This window comes from Chryseobacterium sp. PMSZPI (assembly GCF_002835665.1).
GTDB lineage: Bacteria > Bacteroidota > Bacteroidia > Flavobacteriales > Weeksellaceae > Chryseobacterium.
The window spans coordinates 1-25,869 of sequence record NZ_PIZV01000037.1 but is presented as its reverse complement, the minus strand read 5'-3'; the positions used below and the strand labels follow the sequence as shown (position 1 = coordinate 25,869).

Sequence of the window (25,869 nt, the reverse complement as noted above, 5' to 3'; positions counted from 1 at the left end):
AACATGAACATTTGTTACAAAAATACACAAAAATAAATTGAAATAAATTCATCAAATAACTTAACAAAACAATAAATAATCAAAATAAAATGCAAAAAAAACGAATAAAATACAAAAAACAAAACAAGTGCATAATACGAACGAGATTCGATCAATAAAAGATTCTTCTATACAATGCATAATAAAAAAACCGCACAAATTGTGCGGTTTTTTTATTATATACTTATTCTTAGTTATAAAGAATAATTCGGTGCTTCCTGAGTAATAATTACATCGTGAGGGTGCGATTCTTTCAATCCGCTTCCTGTAATCATAACCAATTTAGATTCTTCTTGCAGAACTTCAATATTTTTAGCCCCACAATATCCCATACCGGCTCTCAAACCTCCTGTTAATTGGAAGATTACATCTTCTAATTTCCCTTTATGGGGAACTCTTCCTTCAATTCCTTCCGGAACGAATTTTTTGGCTTCACTTTGGAAATATCTTTCCTTACCTCCTCTCTTCATTGCAGAAAGACTTCCCATTCCCTGGTAAGATTTAAACTTTCTTCCCTGGAAGATAATCTCTTCACCCGGAGCTTCATCAGTTCCTGCTAAAAGAGATCCAAGCATTACTGCTCCTGCACCACTTGCAATGGCTTTTACAATATCTCCTGAAAGCTTAATACCTCCATCTGCAATTACAGTTACATTTTTAGACTTAGCATATTCGTATACATTGTAAATAGCAGATAATTGAGGAACTCCTACTCCTGCTACCACTCTTGTTGTACAGATAGACCCCGGACCAACTCCTACTTTAAGCACATTAGCTCCTGCTTCGATAAGATCTTTTGCAGCTTCCGCTGTTACAATATTACCACCTACAATATCTAAGGTTGGATACGCTTGTCTGATTTCTGCAATTTTATCCAATACCCCTTTAGAGTGTCCGTGAGCAGAATCAATCGCAACAATATCCACTCCTGCTTGTACCAATGCTTCGATTCTCACCAAAGTATCTTCCCCTACACCTACTCCGGCACCTACAATAAGACGACCGTTTTGATCTTTGTTAGCATTAGGATACTCTAACTGATTATCAATATCCTTAATGGTGATTAATCCAACAAGTTTATTATCCTTATCTACGATTGGAAGTTTTTCAACTCTGTTTTTAAGAAGGATTTCCTTTGCTTTTTCAAGATTGGTATCTTTATCCGAAGTGATCAGGTTTTCTTTTGTCATGATCTCTTCCACTTTCATATCAAGGTTTTCCTGATATTTCACATCTCTGTTGGTAATGATTCCGATTAAAACATTATCAGTATCTACTACGGGAAGTCCGGAAATTTTGAATTTTGCCATCATCTCTTTAGCTTGCCCTAGAGTATGGTCTTTGGAAAGGGTAACCGGATCAGAAATCATTCCGTTTTCAGAACGCTTCACACGGTTTACTTGTGCTGCCTGCTCAGCGATCGGCATGTTTTTGTGAATAAAGCCTAAACCTCCAACTCTCGCTAATGCAATAGCCAGATCAGCTTCAGTAACTGTGTCCATTGCAGCGGAAACTATCGGAACATTCAGCGTGATTTTGTCGGTAAGTCTTGATTTTAATGAAACCTGGTTAGGTAAAACTTCTGAATAAGAAGGGACTAGAAGAACGTCATCGAAAGTGATGGCTGTCTCTACAATTTTGTTATGAATAGACATCTTTACTTTCTTTGCAAAATTAGGTTATTTTGACGACATATGAAAATCCTTTTTAATAGTTTACATAAAATTTAATAATCAATAACTTAAATCAAAAAACCATCCTTATATCAAGAATGGTTATGTACAAAATAATTAGTATGTTTAGAAACTACTGTTAGATAAGTCTTCCTCTACATTATTCTGTCATTACAATTATTGAACCGAACCGACCTTCAGTTCCCCATTACTTTCATTTATCCGACACAGAATTGATCATTTTTGAAATGTCATCCGCTGTAAAACTTCCCCTTACGTCTACAAACACAAGCTCTTTATTTGAATTCACAGTAATCAGCATGTTTTTGATAGCATCACCATTTTGTTTTACACGTACATTAACATTTTCCCCATCATGTTTTATGGTTGCCCAATCTTCATAGTGATTGTTATTTAAATAGGCAGCATAATCTTTAAGCATATCCCTATTTCCGTTTTCTACCGTAAGAACTTTTATTTTGGAAATTTTCTTCATGAGGTTAACAAGCTCCTCACTTTCCCCATCTTCTCTTAAAGCTTTTTTAATATAAGGTTTTGCTAAAAACAACGGCACATTAAAACTTGTAAACTTAGTCCCTTTGAAATCATATCCGGAATCCGAAAAGAAATCGATATTAGGTTTCTTTGAAACGATACAAGATTGAAGCGTGCATACCGTTAAAACTGCGAGAAAAATACCCCTTAGCGTTTTCATAAACGATAGTTTTAGTCGATATTTTTTAAGGAACCTCCTGAAACCTTACTGATGTTTGAATCTATTTCAGGTCTTCCTTTATATCTTATTGAACCTCCTGAAGAAGCTCTCACTTTTAATTTATCCGAGACACTTATACTTAAGTCTCCACCAGAGGTTGCTTCTGCATTCAGAGTACTCAGCTTTAAATCATCTGCTTTACACATTGCCCCACTGCTCACATCAATCGTACCTGAATCTGCTTTACCGGACAGGCTGGTATTAGAGCCGCTTGAGCAATCTATTTTAATATTTCCTGTAGTAACACCTGCTCTAATGTTTGATCCTGACGAAGCCGAAATATTCGTTGATCCCGAAACTTTAAAATTTCCTGTGATATTAGATCCTGACGATGCATCAATATTCATATTCTTTTCTTCAATAGAATTCACTACTGTTAAATTTGAGCCTGAAGAAACATCAATCGTATTCATTCTTGGAGAAGAAACATTTACACTTAAGTTTTTAAACCTTAAATTTCTCATCCCCTTATTATCAATATAGATTCTCAGAACCCCATTTTCTACCTTAGTCACAATATATTGTAGCTTATCGGCATCAGCGATTACTTTAACATTAGTAGGATTTTCCTGTTTGAAAATAACATTTACCCCTGTACTTACCTGGATACCTGAGAATTCACCTACATTTCTTGCCTCACCATTCAAATAAGATCCATTTCCTTCAGAAGTAATTGTATTTCTTGTGTTCGAAATAGGATTCTTTTTAGTTTCGCTGGAATTGATAATTTTACTGACATCATCCATAGACAATTTTCCGTCAAGCATTACAAAAATATTTTCTCCGCTTCCGCCGTCAATACTCAACAGAAGATCATCCAGAATTCCGTTCTTAGCATCAGCTGAAAGAAATTTTATTTTTGACCCGGAATTATTCACCGTCATAATCTCATTATAATTCAGGTTTTTCAGATAGGAGGCAATATCTTTACCCAACTGCGACTGATTATTCTGCACTCTACGTCCATCAGCATTATTAGACTTTTCCGAATTTTCAGTAATCAGAATCTTTAATCCATTAATCTTTGACAATAACGGTTTGATCTGATCCAGTTGCGAATCATCAATATTAAGACTGCTGAGCATTCCAAACATGGGTTTGGCAATTTTAATGGAGGTTATCCCTTCCACTTCCTGATATTTGTCAAAAAGCTGATCGAATTTATCTTTTTGCCCATATACATTAAAGAAATGAGAAAAAGCAAGGGCGAATATGATGAATAGTTTTTTCATGAGTCAATTTATTTTTTAAGGTTGATAATTATTAATTCTACTTTTTGATTAATAATCATCATCTACTACTTTAGGTTGCACCAATTTTTCACTAACGTTATTTGCAAATATCTGGAATGAATACTTAGTCACATTGATTGCTTCTTTTACGTTCTCAATTCTTTTACCATTAACAATGACATAAGAATCTTTATATCCTGTAGAATCATTTGAAACATTATTATTTTTAAAAGAGGAATTATTTACATATCTCGGTTTTCTCTCTTTTTTAAGCCTTCCTCTTTTAGGCAGGATCTCATCCAATACATCTTTTTCAGCGACAGCGTTTTCCTGAAAGATGGAGTCTTTTTTAGCTCCAGAAATAGAATCCGAATGGTTAACTGCTACTTGTTCCTGATGGTCATTATTTTCTTCAATGAACCCAGACTTTTGCCTTAAAACTTCATCTTTTACAAGCTTTTCTTTGTCCTGAACATCTGCATGTTGCTGATTATAAAAGAAGAAACCAACACCGAAAAGCAGCATTATACTGGCGGCCATCCAGAACCATTTAGGAAAAGAAGGTTTTTTCTTTTCATCCAATGGAATAATAGGAGTAACATTATTTTCTTCTGTTTCTCCACCTTCTGCTTTTTGAAGAAAGTCTTCAAAGCTCCAGTCCATTTTTTCGTCTTTGATGTCCTGGAAAATCTCGTCATATTTATTCTGTAATTGATCTTTTTTCATAGCTCATCAATTGTGAGATTTGTTCTTTTACTTTTTGTCTTGCTCGCATAAGGTTTACCCTTACTGCATTTTCTTCCATTTCCAGCATTTCGGAAATTTCAGACACATCATACTCTTCTACATCTTTCAAATGGATGACCATTTTCTGTTTCTCCGGGAGTTTATTGATAAACCCCAGAATATGTTCTTTCAGATTATCAACTTCCATACTGTAGAGTTCCGATCGGTGTAACTGCATATCTGCAAAACCTAACTTCACATCGTGATGTTTCAGTCGATTCAGACATTCGTTCCGGACGGCCTTCAGTGCATAGGATTTTAAATTGCCAAATTGTCCCAGCTCATCTTTCTTCTGCCAGAATTTGATCATCAGATCCTGCACCACATCTTCTGCTTCATCACTGCTCATGACGAACCTTTTCGCAAAACGATACATCTCGTCTTTGAGAATAAACACCGTATTCTTGAAAATTTCTTGGGTCATGAGTTTTGTTTCTTATAGGTAAGACAATTACCATTTCAAATCTATTACATCGAAAATAAAAAAACTTCAAAAAAAATTGAAGTTTTTTTTATTTTTAAATTAATATGTATCAAAGATATGCTTTAGAATAGCCTTGTCCTCCGCTGTTAAAGGAACTTTTCTTCTGGCCATTGCTCTTTCTGCTACTTCATAAACTTTATCTAATCTAAACCTTTCATCATCTTTCAGGCCACCCCATGAAAAGTTTTCCACAAGATTGGGTGGAAAACCCGGTTTGAAGATATTGGATGCTACTCCAATTACTGTTCCTGTATTCAGTTGGGTATTGATCGCCGTTTTAGAATGGTCTCCCATAATCAAACCTGCAAATTGTAATCCCGTATCTTCAAAAGCTTTGGTTCTGTAATTCCAAAGTTTAACATGGCTGTAATTATTTTTAAGGTTTGAAGAATTCGTATCGGCACCAAAGTTACACCACTCTCCGATCACAGAATTTCCTACAAACCCTTCATGACCTTTGCTTGTGTATCCGAAAATAATAATATTATTGACTTCTCCTCCAACTTTACACTGTGGACCGATGGTAGTGGCACCATAGATTTTGGAACCTAAATTAAATTTAGAATCCTCTCCCAACGTTATAGGACCACGAAGATGGCAACCTTCCATCACTTCAGCATTTTTACCGATATAGATCTTTCCGGTTTTGGTATTCAACGTAGAGAATTCAATTTGGGCCCCTTCTTCAATAAACAGATCTTTTTTATCTCCTAAGAAACCGTTGGTAGAAGATAGCTCCTGTGAAGTTCTTCCATGGGTAAGCAGGTCAAAATCAAAATCAATGGCATGATGGTTATAGGTAAACAGGTCAGCCGGTTCTTTAAAGAAAATGAGTTCTTCTTTAATGTCCGTCATTTTTTCAATCTGATGAAGAGAAAACCCTTTCATATTGATTTTCGCCGCGACAAGCTCATCTTCATACACCAAAGCTTCTCCCTGTTTAAGGTCTTTGATCTGCTGAATTACAGTTTCTGTGGGTAAGAAGTTAGGAACTAAAAAGAGGCTTTCTTTATCTTCCGGGCTTTTAAATTTTTCCTGAAGATACATCTCTGTAAAGTAAGAAACTTCGGTATTCTCGAGAATTTTTTGCCATCTTTCCGAGAATGTAAGAATTCCACATCGCATTGCGGCAACAGGACGAGTAAAAGTAAGCGGAAGAAAGTCTTCCCAATATTGTGCGTCTGAAAATACTAATTGCATTTTTTAGAAGTTATAAGGTTAGAAACAGGTCTTTTTAGTTTTTGATTTCTATCTAAAACAAAAATACAAAAAGATGTGGGAAGTTGGAATGGAAGACAAAAAAGATAATAGACGGATAGATAATAGACAGGAATGGAAGATTCAAGATTTACTGTTCCTATAATAGTACTCTGACACTATTTACCTTCTTAATATACATTTATCATTGTACCACCGATTCTGTTTATTGTTTTCATGAATATTTTTAGTGTAACCCGCAATTTGTCATCCCGGTAGGGATCTAGGCTGTATTATATAATTCTGTGATTTAGATGAAAGTGTAAGGAAAGAATTCCCAGTATACATAGTCTTTTAATTGTTGAGATCCCTACCGGGATGACAAAAGACAGCAGACAACACAAATTACAATGATTCAATTACTGATTAATCATCATTAATTCAATAGGATTGGTTATCCCGGCGTTGGCGGGTGGATAGGCTTGAGAGTGGAAAGACACTACACTGGATTCGGGAATAGGGATCAAGCGCAAAAGTTGTGGGGCTTAGAATATTTAGATCTGTTTAATTTTAAAATGTAACGCAAAGGATTTCTATTATCCGGTGTTGTATTTTAGGAAGCAAAGGCTGAATCAATACAATTGCTTTTTTCTTAGCGTACGCATATCTACATCGCTTCATCAGCGACTTTTTTCGCTTTCTTAACTCCCTTATCAATAATGAATTGAGTCTTGTCTTTGCGTTGAAATTAAATTTCAATATAAAGCTTAGAGGAGTAAAAAGATAATTCATTTTTTTTCTTCAGATTAACTAATTTTTTACCCAGCCCCCAAGTTTTGCACCTGATCCGGGAATAGTATAAGTGAATAGCGGGAAAAGCTTCTAAAAATTAATTTCATCCAATAAAAAAGCCTCCCAAAGATTGGAAGGCTTCAATATTTTTACATATCAAAAAATTACTTAGCGAATTTTTTGTATTTGTTCATGAACTTATCAACTCTACCTGCAGTGTCAACTAGTTTCACTTTACCAGTGTAGAAAGGGTGAGAAGTTGAAGAGATTTCCATTTTGATTAGTGGATACTCTTGTCCTTCGTACTCGATAGTATCTTTTGTTTCTGCAGTAGACTTACAAAGAAACACCTCGTCGTTACTCATATCTTTGAAAACAACAAGTCTATAATTTTCTGGGTGAATTCCGTTTTTCATAATACTTATTTTTAAAAAAATTAAAGTTTGCTTTCGAAATAGTAATGGATATTTCTCTGCTAATTTTAGGTTGCAAAAGTACAACATTTTTTCTAATTTCCAAATACTGAATTCAATATTTTTTTATTGATAAGAAATTCAAAGTATTTTCGTTAAATTTGGAACTTACTTAAACCTTAATTTCGATGAAATTCAAATTATTACTGGCTTTTTCGTTTTGGGCGCTCCTTGCAGCAGTATCATGTAATAAGGATGATATTACCTTTGATGCTCCTTCTCAGCAGTTGCGATTTTCAGCCGATACTGTATTTTGTGACACGGTATATCATCAGGTACGCTCAGAAACTTATGTTCTAAAAGTATATAATAAGGAGAATAAAGATATTTTGATTCCAAAAATCAATCTTGAAAAAGGGGCTTCATCATTATATAGAATCAACGTGGACGGAAAACCCGGATATGATTTTAATAATGTTCCTCTAAGAAAAAAAGACAGTCTTTATATTTTTGTTGAAATTGCTCCGGAGGCTACAGGACCAGAAGCGATTGCCGAAGACAGAGTTGTTTTCACAAGCCCTGGCGGACAACAATATGTTACCTTATTTTCGGTAGTACAGGATGCGGAGTTTTTCATTCAAACGCCTACCAATCCTAATATTATTTCAGCTTCTACGACCTGGACAAATAATAAAGCTAAAATTATATACGGTGATCTTACCATTAATCCTAATATTACATTAGATATAAAGGAAGGTACAAAAGTATATTTCCATAAAAACAGCGGAATGAAAGTCTCTTCGGGAGCTGCCCTCAACATTAGTGGAACTCTGGACAAACAGGTCATTCTTCGCGGAGACAGAAATGATCTGGACCATGATACACTTCCTAAAAACTGGAATTCTATCAGAATGGAAGCCAATTCTACTCTTAATATAAATCATGCAAGGCTTTTTGGAGGTACCCGAGGACTTGAAATGAAACAAACGAATGCAACCATTACCAATTCATTTATTCATACATTTTTTGAATATGGCATTTATGCTATAGGTTCTACAGTGAACGCCAATAACCTGGTAATGAATAATTGTGGCTTATCATGTATAGGAATTTTCAAAGGAGGAAATCATAGTTACACTCATGCTACGATTGCCAATTATTCTAAAACCATGACCTCCAATGACAGAAAAGGAATTTTTGCCACCAATGAATGGAAAAATGATTCGGGTCAAACAGAGCAGGGAGCATTGCAACAACTTAGTATTAAAAACAGTATTGTTTATTCTGACAGGGAAAACTCTATTCACATTGAACCTACTCCGGGACAACAATTTGAGTTTCTGATTCAAAACTGTTTAATAAAATATTCCGGCACCTCAGAAGCGGGATTTGCTTTTGACAACGCCAATTACGTGATACAAAGTATTAAAAATGAGGATCCTCAGTTTATGAATTATTTCATGGCCAAAATGAATTTAAGGGTTAAACCTGCTTCTCCTGCAAAAAATAAAGGAAATACTTCCATAGCAGCCGGTGTTCCTTTTGATATTGTGAATGTATCCAGAACGACTAATCCTACTCTTGGAGCTTATCAATAATGGAAATTACTCATCTACAACAACAGGTCGATGAATGGATCAAAACCATCGGCGTACGATATTTTAATGAACTGACCAATATGGCCATGCTGACGGAAGAAGTCGGTGAAGTAGCCAGAATCATCGCCAGAAGATATGGCGAACAAAGTGAAAAGGAAAGTGATAAAAACAAAGATCTTGGAGAGGAACTGGCAGATGTACTCTTTGTAACCTTGTGTTTGGCCAATCAAACGGGAGTAAATCTACAGGAAGCCTTTGATAAAAAAATGAAGATAAAAACTGATCGCGACAAAGACCGTCATCAGAACAATGAAAAATTAAAATAAGATTCCAGATGTCAGATTTCAGACAACAGGCTCTGAATGTCTAAAATCTGATACCCGGATTTTGAAATATGAAGCAATAATGAAGTTAGAAAAATCAAAATTAATAGGAAATAAAACAGTACAGATCAGCGGTTCGAAAAGTATTTCGAATCGTTTATTGATTTTGGAAAGTTTGTTCAACAACATAAAAATTGGCAACTTGTCTAATTCCCAGGATACGCAATTATTAAAAAAAGCTTTATCCGAGAATACAGATATTGTAGACATTCATCATGCGGGAACTGCCATGCGTTTCCTTACTTCCTATTATTCCATTTTTGAAGGAAAGACAACTGTTCTTACCGGATCTAAAAGGATGAAAGAAAGACCTATTCAGAACCTGGTCAATGCACTGAGAGATCTTGGTGTCGAGATTGAATATCTTGAAAATGAAGGATTTCCTCCTTTAAAAATTACCGGAAAAAAAATAACGCAGACCGAAGTAAATGTACCGGCTAACATTTCGAGCCAGTTTATCACCTCACTCCTTCTGATTGCCGGAAAACTTGATAATGGACTGCAGATACATCTTGTAGGGAAAATTACCTCCAGGTCTTATATTGAAATGACACTGGATATTTTAACAAAATTTGGTATTCAAAGTAGTTTTGAAGGCAATACAATAAGGGTAGAACCTTTTATCAATACTCATTCATCAGCGATTAACTATGAGGTAGAGAGCGATTGGAGCTCGGCTTCATATTTTTACTCGATTTGTGCCTTGGGAAGAGAAACCATTCATTTGAAAAGTTTTTATAAAGATTCTACTCAGGGAGATTCTGCCATTGCCAAAATTTATGAAGACTTCTTCGGGATCAAAACAACTTTTTCTGAGGATGAACATAAAATCACTTTAGAACCTCAACCTGATTTTTCTTTCCCGGAAAAAATCATTCTGGATATGAACAATTGCCCGGATATTGCACAAACTCTTTGTGTAACGGCAGCAGCTTTAAAAATTCCTTTTGAAATTTCGGGACTGGGTACGTTAAGAGTAAAGGAAACCGACAGACTTCTGGCATTGTACAATGAATTAAAAAAATTAGGTACAGAAACGGAAATCACAGATCTAACGATCAAATCACTCAGCTTTGGAGAACCGGAAGATCATATTTCCATTAAAACTTACCAAGATCACAGAATGGCCATGAGTTTTGCCCCATTCTGCCTGATTAGGGAACTTAATATTGAAGAAGAAGATGTTGTTGAGAAATCTTATCCAATGTTCTGGGAAGATCTTTCCGAAGTGATGACGAATTAATTTGAAAATTTGAGAATGCGGTAAATTGAAAATGAAAAATAATTTCAAATTACTGCATTTGAATAATAATTTTAAGCTTGCTGAATCATTTCAAAATTCTTAGTTCTAAGGTTGATTTTATTTTTTCACTATTTTCCCTATTATAACTTAATTTATTTTTAACATTAAATTAATTCCTAATTGTTTGAAATATTATTATATTTATTATGTTAAATCACAAATAATATAACGATGTTCAAACACACCATGAGACATGTAAAAGTCTTCACAATTGGTCTTGCAGCTGCAAGTCTATTTCTTTCTTGCTCACAAAGTATGGATGAGAGAGATTCCACAGATACTCTTTCAAATTCAGTCCAAAAAGCATCCAGAATTACCACAGTGGTTCCAACTGACATGAGCAGCTGGATGTCTGGTCTGCAAGACAATATATCTCTCTCAAAAATTTCTATCCCCGGAACCCATGATTCTGGAGCGAGAATAGAAATACCATCCGGTAGTGGAACTGCAAAAACCCAAAACCTGACCATTGCTGAACAACTTAACGCCGGTGTTCGCTTTCTGGATATCCGTAATAGACATTATTATGATTCTTTTATGATTCATCACGGTCCTATTTATCAGGAACTAACTTTTGATGATGTCTTAAAAGCTTGTTATGAATTCCTGGACAGTCATCCTACAGAAACAATCATTATGTCTGTAAAAGAAGAATATAGTTCGACCAATACAACCAGAAGTTTTGAAGAAACTTTCGATTATTATGTACAAAAAAATCCTACTAAATGGGACTTAGGAAATAACATTCCTAAATTGGGAGATATCAGGGGGAAAATCAGATTGTTAAGAAGATTTCCAGCGACAACAGCAAAAGGTATTGATGCTACCTCATGGGGAGACAACACTACATTTGAAATCAATAACCCTGAAGCTCGTTTGAAAGTGCAGGATAATTATAAAGTTTCTGATACCAGTGTTAAATGGAATCAAATCCTTAATGTGCTCAACGAAACAAAAGACAATGGAGGTGATAAACTTTTTATCAACTTTACAAGTGGATATAAAACATGGTTTTTTATTCCAAACATTCCTGCTGTTTCCAACCAAATTAATCTTGACCTCAGATCATTCTTTCAAAACAATACAAAAGGATCATATGGTATAATACCTACTGATTTTATTGATCAGGAATTATCTTCAGACATTGTGAAAACCAATTTCTAGTTTAATATTCACTCCAAATAAAAATAAAATGTAGCTCTTCATTTTGAAGAGCTACATTTCTTATATAAAAAAATCAAAATTAAACCGGTTTATTACTTCTGCATACCGTAAGCAGCTAAAATCTTATTGAAGATTTCCGTATTTTCAAATAATCCTGTAAACTCTTTAGAATTCGGACCATAAGCGAATACGCTGGAAGGAATTGAGGTATGGTCATTCGTACTGAAATTTCCGAATACCCAACCTTCTTTAAGACTTCCGTCTAAAAGAGTTAATCCACCCGTTTCATGGTCTCCCACTACAATCACTAAGGTTTCTTTATTTTCATCCGCAAATTTCATTGCTTTTCCAACGACATAGTCGAAATCCAGTAATTCGGTTACCAACTGTTCTATATTATTGCTATGCCCGCCTCCATCTGTTTGTGAAGCTTCAATCATCATAAAAAATCCTTTTTTATTGGATTTCAGGTCATTTAAAGTAAGATCAAAAGCATCTGCCAGCCAATTTCCTCTTCCATTGGTTATCCTTTGAGAAGCTAAAGGATCAATAACGAGTGTACGGTTGTTTATTTTACCTACTGATTTCAGATCATGATATATATTTATTTTAGCTTCTTTAAGCTTTTGTTCGTTTTCTGGTGTCAAACCATTGGTAGGCCCTCCAATCAGGATTTTCGTTTTGGAAGCAGCAAAGGCTTTCAAAATAGGTTCCGAGCTATTTCTGTTATCCGAATGTGCATAAAAGTCTGCAGGCGTAGCATCGGTAACATCTCCTGTGGAAATTAGTCCTGAAACCATTCCTTTATCAGCGATAATATCCGGAATCTGGGCTAAAGCTTTTCCCATTCCGTCAACACCTACGAATGTATTTTTGGTTTTTACTCCGGTAGCAAATGCAGTAGAACCCGGAGCAGAATCTGTAATGTAAGCATTGGATGAATTAGTCTTAGACAACCCTGTAGATTTCATATTGAATACATTCAACTTTCCTTTATTGGCTGTAAACGCAGCATAATATTGTGGCAAAGAAGTTCCATCCGGAATCAGAAGAATTACATTTTTTACTTTTTTGCTGATGCCATCAGTTTTATAAGTAGGAGTATATGTTGTGTACTCTTTTGTATTTTTATAAAAGTTTTTTGGAATCGTGTTCATGAATTTTTTAAGGTCAGGAATATGATCTGTATTGATATAATCCACTCCCAAATCCATAAAATTCACCCATGCATTAGGAAAATCAGGAGCCCCATAAAAGCGCATCGGTTTCTGTTGGGCATGTGCTTTTTCAACTGCTTTTTTTATTTTGTCGGTTTCTTCATCCCTTGGAATTCCTTTCCCGTTCCACTGTACAAGTCCCGGAAGGTCTGCACTGAACATGCCTATTCTTTTTAACTGATCGACTGTATAATTTTTCTCAAGATCTCCATCGAAATGAAGATAGTTCGGATAGTTTTTAAAATCATTCGGTTGCGGCCGCCCTCCGGTAATTACAATTTTAATTCCTGGATTTCCTGTAATCTCAGGATATTTTTTCAATGTATTAACCAGTGCTGCCAACGTTGTTTTATAGTCCTGTTTAACATCAATCAACAATTGCAGTTTTTTATTGGCATCCGGATAAATATTTCCTTTGTTCAGCTTAATTTGTTTTGAAATATTATCAAGATAAAGATTTTCTAAAGTACGATCTGCCGACAGCTCCTTCTCTGTGTGAGCTACCCATAATTTACCTTTTACCAGAAAAACGTCAGCCTCAATAGAACCAAACTGTGCATAATAAGCCTGCCAAAAGGGAATTTCCTGCATATAATCATTATGTGAATGAGCATTCCCAACACTATATTTTAAATAATTCTGAGCCTGATTTTCAGAAAAAACGGCTAAGGCCAACAAGGCCAATATTTTTGATAGTTTCATTCGTCAATTTTTATTGTTTATTCAGGTTGAATGAAACACCATCTTTGCATACCAAAATTCGTAATGGACATTTCATAATACCTGTGAAAAAACTATATCACCGCAGAAACTCCCACGATGATATAGTAGATAATATATAAAATTACAATTTTACCAACCTTCATTTTGCTTAATGATCCCGTGACTGTTTACAATTTCAGCCTGTGGAACTGCCCAAACATTATGTATTGCCGGATTGAAGTTTCTTGCAGCCCACACAACAGTCTGCCCATCCATATGATGCAGAGGTTTTGCATACGCAGCCTGGGCATCCCCCCAACGTACAAGATCTCTGTGTCTGTCTGCCCATTCACCTGCCAGTTCACAACGTCTCTCATGTTTCAGATCAACCATAGTACATCCTGTTTTCGGAGCTAAACCTGCGCGGGTTCTTATCATATTGATTTCCTGATCAGCAGGTTTACCCTGCATCAACATAGCTTCTGCTTTGATTAGAATAACCTCAGCATAACGCATAATTGGAACGGCAAGGTCAGTACACGGATAATCTCCGTTGCCACTCACGTGTCCACTCTTCAGTGGATATTTAAAAGCATCCATATATTTATTGAACTGGTATCCTGTCTGAGAGTTAATAGATGTATATGTTCTTTGTGTTCCGTTAAAAGTAAATTGATCTCCTAATTTCAGAATTGTTGCACTTCTTCTGAGATCTCCCGCCTCATACTCATCATATAATTCCTTTGTAGGTTGGAAATATCCCCAACCATTATATTCTCCCCAGCCTTTATTTTCTAACATAACCCCCGGAAGAATACTTCCTATGGAGTTAAATTTAGGGGTACTTGGTATAGACCAGATATATTCTGTACTATAATTATTCTCTGCCTTGAAAACATCAGCGTAATTGCTCAATAAGTTTCTATTTCCTTTTGTCATTACTTCGTTCGCCCAAAACTCTGCATTTTTCCAATCCTTCATAAACAAATAAACTTTTGCCAGAAGGGCCCATGCTGCAGCTTTATGTGGTCTTCCGTAATCTTTTGCAGGAAGCTCTGCCTGGCTTGGTAATAGTTCTGCAGCTCTCTTTAAATCATTAACAATGTAGTTGTAGTTTTCCATAACATTGGCTGCTCTAGGAATAGGATTAGGATCCGGTTCTTTGGAACGATCAATAATAGGAATTCCTGCTTTTTCATTACCATAGTTATAAGCCAGTTCAAAGTACATTCTGCTACTCATAAACAAGGCTTCACCTAAATACTTATTTTTAATGGTTGTAGAAGTTTGAATGTTATCAATATTACGGATTACGCGGTTTGCCACTCCAATTACATTATATCTTTTATTCCATTGGGTTTCCAGATCTCCTGCAGCAATATAATTACTGCTGAAATTTTTTACATTATCGGCCTCACTTTTTCCTCTTCCCGTCACCATATCGTCACTGGCATTAATAAACCAGAAAAAGCCTCTTCCATAAAATTCACTATCAGAAAGTGGTTTATACATCGCATTGGCTCCGGTGATCAGATCATTTTCCGTTTTCCAGAAACTTGCTTCAGTAGGTGTCCCTTCCGGTTGAACGTCCAGCTCCCCCGTACATGATAATAGCATGACAGAGATTCCCGATACTAAAAATATTTTATTAAAAATTTTCATTTTTTATTTTTTTGATTGTTAAAAAATTATAACCCGACTTCTACACCGAAAATGAATGAACGGGCTTGCGGATATCTACCGGTATCCACTCCATAAGAATTCATCCCAACTTCAGGATCGAAACCTGTATATTTTGTAATAGTAAACAGATTATTGGTTGTCACATAGACTCTTACTTTATTCACATCAAGTTTGCGATAAAGCTCTTTGGGTAACGAATATCCGATGGTAAGGTTTTTCAATCTTAAATAAGACCCGTCTTCCACATAGAAATCTGATACTTTGGAATAATTACCACTAGGATCTCCGTATGCCAGTCTTGGAATATCTGCATTGGTATTTTGCGGTGTCCAGGCATTAAGAATATCTCTATCCATATTATAATTCTGTCCTGTTCCTCCGGGATTTAATGAGATAAACTTCAGTCCGTTAAAAATCTTATTTCCATAAACTCCTTGGAAAAATACATTCAAATCAAAGTTTTTCCAGGTCATATTATAAGAAAACCCATATGAAAACTTAGGATATGGACTTCCAAGATTTACAAAGTCGCTATTACTAAGGACACCTGTATTTCCTTCTTTTTTCAGGAATTTGATGTCTCCCGGTTTTGCATTAGGTTGTATAAGAGTGCCATTTGCATCTCTGTAATTATTGATTTCTTCCTGAGACTGGAAAATCCCCCCCGTTCTATAACCATAGTAAGAATAAAGTGGATCTCCTATTTTTACACGGGTAGGTTTCAGCACCCCTCTCACTCCGTTATCATTGATAAAAATTTCATCTACATCAGCCAATTGCTTCACCGTATTTTTTAGTTGACTAAAAGTCGCCCCTATTGAATACGTAAAATCCCCTGTTCCTTTGCTATTGTAATTGATTCCCAATTCATATCCTTTATCCTGAAATAAACCTGCATTCACATATTGGTTATTGTAGGTTGCAGTACTTGGTAAGCTTACATTGAAGATTTGGTCTTTGGAGTTCTTCACGAAATAATCGAATTGTAAAGAAAGGCTATTGTGCAGGAATGCGGCGTCAAGTCCGAAGTTTGTCTGTTCAGATTTTCCCCATTTCAAATTTGGGTTAGGGCGAGTCGTCGCATAATAAGCAATATTCTGAGAAGGATCCTGTCCAAAGATGACATTATTATCACGGGTCATTAACGGATTAACGGCTTGTGGAGAAATTCCTCCAAGGTTCCCCAGAATACCATAACTTCCCCTTAACTTTAAACTCGAAAGCCAGGAAATATTCTGCATAAAATTCTCTTTCGATACCATCCATGCTCCGGAAAGGGCATAATAGTTAGCAAAACGATTTTGTTTCGCAACTAATGAAGAACCATCACGCCTTCCCAGTACACTCACAATATATTTTCCGGCATAGTCATAATTTACTCTTGCCAGATAAGAAACCAAAGCCTGTTTGTATCTATAACTGGAAACCTCTTTATTCGTATCCGCAGCGTTCTGAAGATATTGGAAAGCTTCTGCTTCACTTCTGAAATCAAAGGATTTTGCTATAAATCCATCATCAATAGTTTTCTGGAATGTAAATCCTCCTAAGAAATCGAAGTTATGCTTTCCTGTTACTATTTTATAAGTAAGGAGTTGCTCTGCAAGCGATGTGGATGAATTGTTAGATTGATATTCCAAATTGTTCGTATCAAAAATCTTTCCTACTTCCAGAACTCTGTAGGTGAAATTTTTAATATTTCCAATTTTAAAGGTTTGTGAAAAATTTGATCGGAATTTTAAATCTTTTGCTAATGTCACCTCAACATATGGATTCACCAGGATTTCATGAGTCGGATTTTTGAGACTGATTCTTTTAAGATAGGCTACAGGATTGATCATATCTCCATAACCTCCGGCAACATCAATAGGCAATCCGGAAAACGCTCCTGTTGGCGTATAAACCGGGACATTGGGCGGATAATACATCGCAGCCACTACAGCTCCTGTATATCCACTTTTGGTATCGGCTGTATTTCCATCAGAGTAATTATAATACATATTCTCTCCAATGGTCAACCAATCTTTCACCTTATGTTCAGAATTAACTCTGAAATTATATCTTTTAGCCTGTGTATTTAATAAAATTCCTTCCAGGTTTCTATGATTCATCCCTACAAAATATCGGGATTTTTCATTCCCACCACTAACGTTCATATTATATTCCTGGATGGTTCCTGTTCGAAAAATTTCTTTCATCCAGTCTGTCCTCGTAATTCTTCCGTCCGGATATAAATTGGGATTAAAAGCAGTGGGCAAACTATTTAGCTTACCTGCATTTTCATAAGCTTTATACATGACGTCCTGAAATTCGGCAGCATTTAAAGACTCTTTCAGTCTCCATGCCTGATTTACACCGTATTTAACATCAAAGTCTACTGAAAGATTTCCTTTTTTTCCCTTTTTTGTGGTAATCAAAATAACCCCTCCTGATGATCTTGCTCCATAAATCGCGGCTGATGCATCTTTAAGAACGGAGATATCCTGGATATCATTAGGATTGATAGATGGAGTACCGTTAAAAACAACTCCGTCCACAACATAGAGAGGAGTCTCCCCATTAATACCGCCTAATCCTCGGATATTTACTTTAGGTGAACCATTGGGATCCCCTCCTTCGTTGACTACAGTGACTCCGGGAGCTTTGCCTTGAAGTACTTCCCCTACTCCTGATAATGATCTGGAAGTAAGTTTGTCCAGTGAAGCTTCAGAAACCGCACCTGATACCTTACTTTTTTTCTGAGTTCCATATCCTACAACGACAACCTCATCCAATACCTTTTCTTTTAAACTGTCTTTTTTCTGGGAGAGGAACATCGGTGAAGCTGAAATTGCACCAATAAGTAGTACCCGGCCTGTGAGATAAGTTACTGAGACTGGGATTTTAAATACATTCATGACATCCTTAATTTAATTAGATGCAAAATTAGATCAGTCCTATCTCCCAGATCATTAACGTTTTCTTATATTTTCATTAATAAATTTTAGCATTTTCCAATGAATGCTTATCATACCACAAAATTAACCAACTGTTTATCAATAATATAAACAAATAAAGTAATCATTCTAGTCGTATTCTGAATACTATTGAGATTAATTTTATTTTAATTTTATCATCAATTGGAGACAATAAGGTAAGAATGTACAGTACTTGTATAAAACAAATAACCTCCAACTGGAGGTTATGTATAATTAATTGTATTGTTTCTACTGTTTTGTAAATACTAAGTTTTCAGTGTCTGGTAAATAAATTTTCATATCAGGATTTCCAGAACAATTAACTGTTGTTATAGTTGTACTATTAGGATAATAAGACCAAGAAATTTGATTATCACTCAGTTTTTTTAAATTAATTGTGCCCCAACCTACACCACAATTTGTTCCTGTATAATATAAATTTACTGTATCATTCTTTAAGTACATACTAGCAATAAAATTTTTATCATACTCATGTTGCGTAGTTGAATTACTTTGTAGAAGGTTATTGTTAGAATCTTTTACTTCAAATTTGACAATTAGTGCATCTTGATAATATACATCAAGAAGATTGGGCAATCTAAAAGATCTATGTTCTTGTTTTACAATCTCTAATTTAACTGATTTTCCATTATAGTGACCTATCCATATACCAACAAATGGATTAAGTTCATTATTTAAATCTTTTATATAAGAACCTACAGGAATTTTTTCTGGAAATGTGTTTAAAGGAAATATCTGCTGTGCTTTACAAGAAAATACAGCAAATACCCCTAATATAACTAGTCTACTTTTCACTATTGTTTTGTAAATACTAAATTTTCAGTCTCTGGAAGGTAAACTTTTGTATCAATCGGATTAGGACAATTTATGTTATCTAAAGTAGTACTATTGGGATAATATGACCATGATATTTGAACATTATTTAGTTTTTTAATTTCAATATTCCCCCAACCGATACCACAATCTGCTCCCGTATAGTAAAATTTAACTATATTTTGAGGAGTGAGAACTATTGTATTAGAAATAAAATGTTTCTCATCATCTAAACTATTTAAAGTTGTTTGAAGGACATTTCCAAATGAACCTTTTATTAAAAACCTTATAACTAATGCATCTTTGTAATAATAAGATACGGTAGAACTATTTCTTGTAAATTTTTTCTTTATTTTTTTTGAAATATCCAGTGTGATTTCTTTGCCATTATAAAGTGTTTTAAAAACCCCTATAAAAGAATCTAATTCATTATTATAATCTTTTATATATGAATCATTAGGAAGATTCATAGGCATCGTATTGATTGGATATTCTTGTGATTTACAAGAAAACATAACAAATACGGCCAATATGATTAAGCTATTTTTCACTACTGTTTTGTAAATACTAAGTTTTCAGTCTCTGGAAGGTAGATTTTATAATCTAGATTAGGAGAGCACGTAATATCATTTCTGGTTGTAGTCCCAGGATAATAGCTCCAATAAAACTGAGTGTCATCTATTTTTTTTAATACAATTTCACCTATTCCAACGCTGCAATTTCCTCCAGCAAAAATTAATCTTATTGAATTATTTTCTATGTCAGAACCTTCAATTAAAAGTTTAATTTTGCTATTAAAATCATTATTCAATGAACTTTCCAAAACAATTCCGTTACTATCTTTTATTTCATACCTTACTAATAATCGGTCTTTAAAATTATTCTTATTCCATATTTCAAAAGGAACTTTTAATTCTTTGGTTATTTTTAATAGAATTAGTTTTCCTTGAAAATTAGCTTTCCAGTTACCTACATATGGATTTAGTTCATTATTTATATCTTTAAAATATGAATTGTTTGGAGAACTAAAAGCAGAAGTATTCAAAGGAAGTATTTGTTGACCTTTGCAAGATAAAGCAAAGAAAGTAAGCAGTATATAAATAAGTTGTTTCATAATATTTTTCTTTATTAATTACATGGAACAGGAGTTATAGTTCCATCTGAATTTTGGTTTACCGTTAAGACTGTATTATTATTTTCTATTTTTTGCAAAGCAATTTTATTTTGTAAACCCATTTTTTCAAGTGTATTGAAAAAAACTTGTTCAAGTCCTTTGTTATTTAAAACTTTTTGTCCATTTATTATACTATAAAAACTTGGATCCTTCAATAAATCTCGTTGCAATACAAACTGTGAAAAATTCCAAATATCTATTTTGTCGGGATCAAATACATTCGCTGGTAAGTTTCCATGATTCCCTTTGAAAAATATTACATAATGTATGCCATTAGGAGCCATCAATCCCACATAAGCGTTTCCGATATTTCCTATACTTTGATATCTTGCAATTTCTATTAAAGTAGCAATATCTGTAGCAGAAAATATATCAATCTTTGTTCCCGTATGATTATGATATCCACCATTCATTGTTGAAGGGTCGCCAAAGTTTACACTATGGTCCCCATTATTGCCCGCTTGTGTTGGATCACCTGTTTTATTATCCCGCCATCCCTTTTCACCTTTTTTACCACTGTTCATATGATTTTTTAAATCTTCGGTAATGGCTTTGGTTTTCGGACTTTCTAATAACCTTTTTGTTTTACCACAAGGAGTTCTGGTCTCTTGTATTGGCTTAGGGTCTTCAGGATAAGGATATCCGCCACCGCCACCCGGTGGTGTACCTCCTCCTCCCGGACATTCCCCATTAGGACCTACAACTCCTATGCAAGTGTCTGGTTCTTGGTCTCTTTGTTCACATTTTATCACAGAATAAGTTTCCCAATGCCCGGGACCGGTTTCAGGATAAGGTAATTGCTCATTATCCGGCATCCAGACAGAATACCAGCTTGTTGTACATATCACATCTCTGGTCGCAGGATTAGCACGATCATTTGTATAAGCCCTTTTCTCATATTTTGAAAAGAGAAGCGTTTGGAAAAAAGCTATATGATTGCTAAAATCCGTAAAATAAAAGTAAATTGTATCTTTTTTTCTTGGAACCTGTAATACGGAAATTACCTTGCCATTGTCTACCACAGGTACCATAAGGAAACTTTCATTGTATGTGCCTACCGTAGTAGCGTAATCCCAATAAATAGTACCATTTATTTTTTTTATTTTCCCTTCATTCTCAAAGTAGACTTTCATTACATTTTTAATGTACGTTTCATCTTCTTTCCAAAGACTTTTCGAGGTATATTCTTTGGAATTAGGATCTGCTGACGAATAAACTTCGTCTCGAATACAGGAGTGTAAAATAAAACTAAGGACTATCGATAAGGATAGTAAAAAGGTTATTTTTTTCTTCATAAGCATTTTGTTTTTAGAATGCCAAATATAAATATTTTATCCCAACAAAATGAATTATTCTAAAAAATCTCGATTAATTTCATTAAAGCATAGATGCTTTGCTGTAATATTCATAACAGAGTTCATTTTTCTTTTTTTACATTTGCTGAAAATACATTTTACTTTGGCTACCGGGTACAGAACAATCATCGGTGGATGAAGAAAATAAGAATAATTTAAAAATTCACCTTCAATGACCATTATCATCACAGGAACCTCTTCAGGAATCGGATTTGCATTAGCCGAATATTTTGGTAAAAAAGGACATAAAGTATACGGTTTAAGCCGAAAACATACAGAAAGTCAATATTTCCAGTCCATTCCAACAGATGTTACCGACAATACGGCTGTTCAAAATGCCATTTCTGAAGTATTAAAAACAGAAACCAGAATTGATGTTCTGATCAATAATGCCGGAATGGGAATGGTAGGGGCTGTGGAAGATTCCACCAAGGAAGATATTTTAAAACTTTTCAGTCTGAATCTGGCCGGTGCTGTCCAGATGATGAGTGCTGTTCTTCCCACAATGCGTCAAAACAAATTTGGAAAAATCATCAATATATCCAGTATCGGAAGTGAAATGGGTCTCCCTTTCCGTGGTTTTTATTCTGCTTCAAAATCCGCTTTGGATAAAGTAACAGAAGCGATGAGGTATGAAGTCTATCCCTGGAATATTGACGTATGTTCATTGCATTTGGGGGATATTAAAACGAATATTGCAGAAAACAGAGTCATTGCTCAGGTTTCGGCACCTTACAAAAAGGTATTTCATAAAGTCTACGCTTTAATGAATGCTCATGTAGATGACGGAACCGAACCTTTGGAAGTCGCAGAATACATTGAAAAACTTTTGGCGAAAAATAAATGGAAAGCTCATTATTATTTTGGTAAATTCGGACAGAAAATCGGTGTTCCGTTGAAGTGGATTCTTCCACAGGGAACTTATGAGAATTTGATGAAGAAATATAATAAACTGGATAAAAATTAGTTGATTGATAGAGCGCATTGTCATTCTGAACGGAATGAAATGCTGTGAAGAATCTATTGTAGATTATAGAGATTCTTCATTTCGCTCCACTACATTCAGAATGACACGTTGAAATTAATTTTAAAAATATTTTTTGTACTGTTCTGCGTTTTTACACAAGCGCAGAAAAAACAATATTGGCTGATTGATACAGAAACAAAGGTCAAGAAAAAAGTAAAAGATTCCATTTCCGCCGTAAAATTTTTGGATTCTTTGGCTCAAAACAATTACTTCTTCACTCAGTTAAAAGATGTAAAAATAACAGGTGACAGCACAGAAATCTTTTATGATAAAGGGAAGAATTACAATCAAACCTATGTAGACCTTTCCGACTCTATTGTTCAGAAGCTAAACATTCAAAAAGATTTTTTTACCAAAAATTTAGATTCGACGAAGAAAAGCATCAATAAAAGTTATATTGATGACGGATATTCGTTCAGTAGGATTAAATCCAAATACAAGGGCCAGAAAAACGGCTACCCCGTCATAGAATTGGATATCAATAAAAATGACAAAAGGACGATCAATGGATTTGTGATAAAAGGATATGAAAAGGTTCCTAAAAGATTTATGAAAAATCTCGAAAAGGAATTTAAGGGAAAAAATTACGATGACAAAAATCTTCTGGCGATCAATAAAACTTTTCAAAGCCATCCTTTTTTAACCTTAGAGCGACAACCACAAACCTTATTCACGAAAGATTCCACCAACATTTACCTGTTCCTGGAAAAGAAAAAGACCAATACCTTCGACGGAGTTATCGGTTTTGGAAATGATAAGACATCCAAATTTACCTTAAATGGTACCATGAATGTGAACTTCAGAAATATGTTCAATGGTTTTGAAACAATTAATCTCTATTGGCAGAGAAACCCGGATAAAGGTCAAAATTTTGACCTACAGGTTGATATTCCCTACCTTTTCAAATCGAATGTCGGGATGAATGCCAAAGTGAATATATACAGACAGGATTCTACTTTCGCCAACGTAAAGTTCCTTCCTGCTTTCTATTATCACATTAACAATCGAAACAAAATCGGAATCAGGGGAACCTTGGAAACATCCAGTATTATTGATTCATTGTATGTACAAGGAAAAGATTACAACAAAAAGGGAATCGGGATTTGGTTTGAAATGACCGAGCCTTCCGATATTGATCTCTTTTTATACAAAACCAGAATCAATGCCGGCTATGATTTTTTAACAACTACTTATACCAAAGGGAATACCAAGGCTACCCAAAACCAGTTTTATTTCTTTGGAGAGCATAACTATCATATTTCGGGGAATCATTTTCTTAATATAAAAGGGGAAGGTGCCATGATGGATTCTAAAATAGAGTTTTCTGCCAATGAATTATACCGTTTCGGAGGCTGGAATTCCATGCGGGGATTCAATGAAAATTCCCTTGCTGCCGATTTCTATTATTACGGAAGTTTAGAATACCGGTACCTCATCGGAAATCAGGCCTTCTTTGATATCTTTGGACAATATGGCCAACTCAATAATAAATCTTTAAATGTAAAGCCCAAACTCTATAGTGTGGGGCTCGGATTTAATTTCTTCATCCCGATTGGATTGATGAGTTTCCAGATTTCTAATGGTAATGAGTTTGGAAATCCTTTTAAATTCAATGATATCAAAATCCACTGGGGAATTCTGAGCCGTTTTTAAAGTTTCTTAAAGCGTTTATGGGCATCAGATATCAAGCATTCTTTGGGCTAATTGTATTGTTAACTCTCAGTAATTATAACTGAAAGTAACTTCCGGCTTCCTTCCTTTCATCCTTAATTTTCTTACCCAAGTCCGGAATTAACACTATTTAAGATACCACAAAACTCTATAATACAAACATTTACCATAAAAATTAATTACATTTGTTTGATAAGACACAATGCGGAAAACAGTAAATAAACTTATTATGAAAGTTAAATTTTTATTGATCATCGGATTCTGTCTGAGCCTTTCTATTCGAGGCTTTGCACAAAGTACTGCTCAGTTGCTTCAAAAAAGTATGATCGCATTGGGAAACTGGGAAAAAGTAGACCATTTTGAGTATACAACAAAAAGGATGAACTTAGATAAGTGGCAGGGATATGATTTTAGTAATCCTTTACCGGAAAAAGACTCCTTCTATTTATCTTTTGACCTGAAAGGCAACCGTTTTCTGCATCACACCCAAAATCATTATCCTGGTGGCTATTTGTTTGACACTTACAGATTGGGACGGGATACAACCTATTATGTATATGATGGCATTGGCAGCAGAACCGGAAAAGATCTATTGAATCTCGGTTCATCATCTTTTAATAATAGAAAAAATGCTCTGTTGAACAATTTTCCTTATTTCATCCTGAAGCAACTCCTTACAGAAATTAAGGATGAGCCTGTACTCACAGAAGAGAATGATCTCATTATTTCCAGAAAAACGCCAACCGGCACTGAAGAATATAGGTTTGATAAAAACACTTTTCTTTTAAAAAGAATCTCAAAAATACAAGGACAAGATACTCTGGTACAACGTTTTGATAATTATTCCTCTTCCAATGGATTGATGATTGCTCAAAAAAGCAGTCTGGAACGTAATGGAAACCTTATTTATTCGGATTCACTGGCTTCATTTAAATACAATAAGGGAATTGACAATAACGTTTTCGATTTTCCTTTAGGCTATAAACCTGTAACGGAACAAACTCCAAAACTCTCAGCAAAAATGTTGGTTAAAGACGTTTACCTGATTGAAAATGTAGATGGGGATCGAAATGTTTTGTTTGTCAATATGGGAACCTATATCGTTCTTACCGAAGCTCCACTATCTTCAGCTACAGCCAGGTCCATACTAGAAGTTATTCATACCACTTTACCAGATATTCCTGTTAAATATGTTCATCTCTCTCATTTCCATAATGATCATATTGCAGGTATTGCTGAAATGGTAAAAGAAGGTGCAACCATTGTGTGTGCAGAAAGTATGAAGCAACCTGTTATAGAAATGATATCAAACACCGACAATACTCTCTATAAAACCGGAAAAGTAAATTTCTCCGTTTTTAATAATCAAAAGGTATTACAAGATGAACAGAAAAAATTGGAATTCTATGAAAT

The 25,869-nt window shown here is 34.8% G+C and carries 21 protein-coding genes; 7 read left to right on the top strand and 14 right to left on the bottom strand.

Annotated features, from left to right (window positions below; translation table 11 throughout):
* Nucleotides 1–233: 233 nt before the first annotated feature.
* The 7 genes from guaB to CW752_RS07690 form a co-directional block, all read right to left on the bottom strand.
* A complete protein-coding gene (gene guaB / locus CW752_RS07720) occupies nucleotides 234–1,694 on the bottom strand; it encodes an IMP dehydrogenase (protein ID WP_101239169.1) in 1,461 nt (486 codons plus the stop codon).
* A 232-nt stretch (nucleotides 1,695–1,926) separates the two neighbouring features.
* Nucleotides 1,927–2,427, bottom strand: a complete 501-nt coding sequence (locus tag CW752_RS07715) for a DUF4252 domain-containing protein (protein ID WP_101239168.1) — start codon at nucleotides 2,425–2,427, stop codon at nucleotides 1,927–1,929.
* 11 nt (nucleotides 2,428–2,438) lie between these two features.
* Nucleotides 2,439–3,719 (bottom strand): DUF4252 domain-containing protein, encoded by a 1,281-nt coding sequence (locus CW752_RS07710; RefSeq protein WP_101239167.1) that lies wholly within the window; start codon nucleotides 3,717–3,719, stop codon nucleotides 2,439–2,441.
* 48 nt (nucleotides 3,720–3,767) lie between these two features.
* Nucleotides 3,768–4,445, bottom strand: coding sequence for a hypothetical protein (locus CW752_RS07705; RefSeq protein ID WP_185117594.1), 678 nt, complete (start codon nucleotides 4,443–4,445; stop codon nucleotides 3,768–3,770).
* Nucleotides 4,420–4,929, bottom strand: coding sequence for an RNA polymerase sigma factor (locus CW752_RS07700; protein WP_101239166.1), 510 nt, complete (start codon nucleotides 4,927–4,929; stop codon nucleotides 4,420–4,422). The genes CW752_RS07705 and CW752_RS07700 overlap by 26 nt, the downstream gene beginning before the upstream one ends.
* A gap of 99 nt (nucleotides 4,930–5,028) precedes the next feature.
* A complete protein-coding gene (locus CW752_RS07695) occupies nucleotides 5,029–6,189 on the bottom strand; it encodes a GlmU family protein (RefSeq protein WP_101239165.1) in 1,161 nt (386 codons plus the stop codon).
* 953 nt (nucleotides 6,190–7,142) lie between these two features.
* Nucleotides 7,143–7,394, bottom strand: coding sequence for a type B 50S ribosomal protein L31 (locus CW752_RS07690; RefSeq protein WP_002976190.1), 252 nt, complete (start codon nucleotides 7,392–7,394; stop codon nucleotides 7,143–7,145).
* A gap of 185 nt (nucleotides 7,395–7,579) precedes the next feature.
* On the opposite strand from CW752_RS07690, the gene CW752_RS07685 reads away from it, so the two are divergent.
* From CW752_RS07685 to CW752_RS07670, 4 genes are all read left to right on the top strand, one after another.
* Nucleotides 7,580–8,989, top strand: a complete 1,410-nt coding sequence (locus CW752_RS07685; protein ID WP_101239164.1) for a hypothetical protein — start codon at nucleotides 7,580–7,582, stop codon at nucleotides 8,987–8,989.
* Entirely contained in the window at nucleotides 8,989–9,315 is a 327-nt protein-coding gene (locus CW752_RS07680; RefSeq protein ID WP_101239163.1) for a nucleotide pyrophosphohydrolase, read from the top strand. Before CW752_RS07685 ends, CW752_RS07680 begins: the two co-directional genes overlap by 1 nt.
* A 79-nt stretch (nucleotides 9,316–9,394) precedes the next feature.
* On the top strand, nucleotides 9,395–10,615 hold the full coding sequence (locus tag CW752_RS07675) for a 3-phosphoshikimate 1-carboxyvinyltransferase (protein ID WP_101239162.1): 1,221 nt from the start codon (nucleotides 9,395–9,397) through the stop codon (nucleotides 10,613–10,615).
* A gap of 231 nt (nucleotides 10,616–10,846) precedes the next feature.
* A complete protein-coding gene (locus CW752_RS07670; protein ID WP_228401672.1) occupies nucleotides 10,847–11,839 on the top strand; it encodes a phosphatidylinositol-specific phospholipase C in 993 nt (330 codons plus the stop codon).
* Nucleotides 11,840–11,931: 92 nt separating this feature from the next.
* On the opposite strand, the gene CW752_RS07665 is transcribed toward CW752_RS07670, so the two are convergent.
* The 7 genes from CW752_RS07665 to CW752_RS07635 form a co-directional block, all read right to left on the bottom strand.
* On the bottom strand, nucleotides 11,932–13,758 hold the full coding sequence (locus CW752_RS07665) for an alkaline phosphatase (protein ID WP_101239161.1): 1,827 nt from the start codon (nucleotides 13,756–13,758) through the stop codon (nucleotides 11,932–11,934).
* A gap of 150 nt (nucleotides 13,759–13,908) precedes the next feature.
* Nucleotides 13,909–15,420 (bottom strand): RagB/SusD family nutrient uptake outer membrane protein, encoded by a 1,512-nt coding sequence (locus tag CW752_RS07660; RefSeq protein WP_101239160.1) that lies wholly within the window; start codon nucleotides 15,418–15,420, stop codon nucleotides 13,909–13,911.
* Nucleotides 15,421–15,446: 26 nt separating this feature from the next.
* Entirely contained in the window at nucleotides 15,447–18,335 is a 2,889-nt protein-coding gene (locus CW752_RS07655; RefSeq protein WP_101239159.1) for a SusC/RagA family TonB-linked outer membrane protein, read from the bottom strand.
* A 309-nt stretch (nucleotides 18,336–18,644) separates the two neighbouring features.
* Nucleotides 18,645–19,211, bottom strand: coding sequence for a DUF6705 family protein (locus tag CW752_RS07650; protein ID WP_101239158.1), 567 nt, complete (start codon nucleotides 19,209–19,211; stop codon nucleotides 18,645–18,647).
* Entirely contained in the window at nucleotides 19,211–19,780 is a 570-nt protein-coding gene (locus CW752_RS07645) for a DUF6705 family protein (protein WP_133121663.1), read from the bottom strand. Before CW752_RS07645 ends, CW752_RS07650 begins: the two co-directional genes overlap by 1 nt.
* Nucleotides 19,780–20,343: a DUF6705 family protein gene (locus CW752_RS07640; RefSeq protein WP_101239156.1), complete on the bottom strand. Its 564-nt coding sequence runs from the start codon at nucleotides 20,341–20,343 to the stop codon at nucleotides 19,780–19,782. The genes CW752_RS07645 and CW752_RS07640 overlap by 1 nt, the downstream gene beginning before the upstream one ends.
* A 14-nt stretch (nucleotides 20,344–20,357) precedes the next feature.
* A complete protein-coding gene (locus CW752_RS07635) occupies nucleotides 20,358–21,698 on the bottom strand; it encodes a hypothetical protein (RefSeq protein ID WP_133121662.1) in 1,341 nt (446 codons plus the stop codon).
* A 232-nt stretch (nucleotides 21,699–21,930) separates the two neighbouring features.
* Here CW752_RS07635 and CW752_RS07625 point away from each other — a divergent pair, with 232 nt between their 5' ends.
* The 3 genes from CW752_RS07625 to CW752_RS07615 form a co-directional block, all read left to right on the top strand.
* Entirely contained in the window at nucleotides 21,931–22,725 is a 795-nt protein-coding gene (locus CW752_RS07625) for an SDR family oxidoreductase (RefSeq protein WP_101239153.1), read from the top strand.
* A gap of 108 nt (nucleotides 22,726–22,833) precedes the next feature.
* On the top strand, nucleotides 22,834–24,438 hold the full coding sequence (locus CW752_RS07620) for an autotransporter assembly complex protein TamA (protein WP_101239152.1): 1,605 nt from the start codon (nucleotides 22,834–22,836) through the stop codon (nucleotides 24,436–24,438).
* A gap of 247 nt (nucleotides 24,439–24,685) precedes the next feature.
* Nucleotides 24,686–25,869: MBL fold metallo-hydrolase (locus CW752_RS07615; protein ID WP_185117593.1), on the top strand; the 1,184-nt coding region annotated here is incomplete at its 3' end.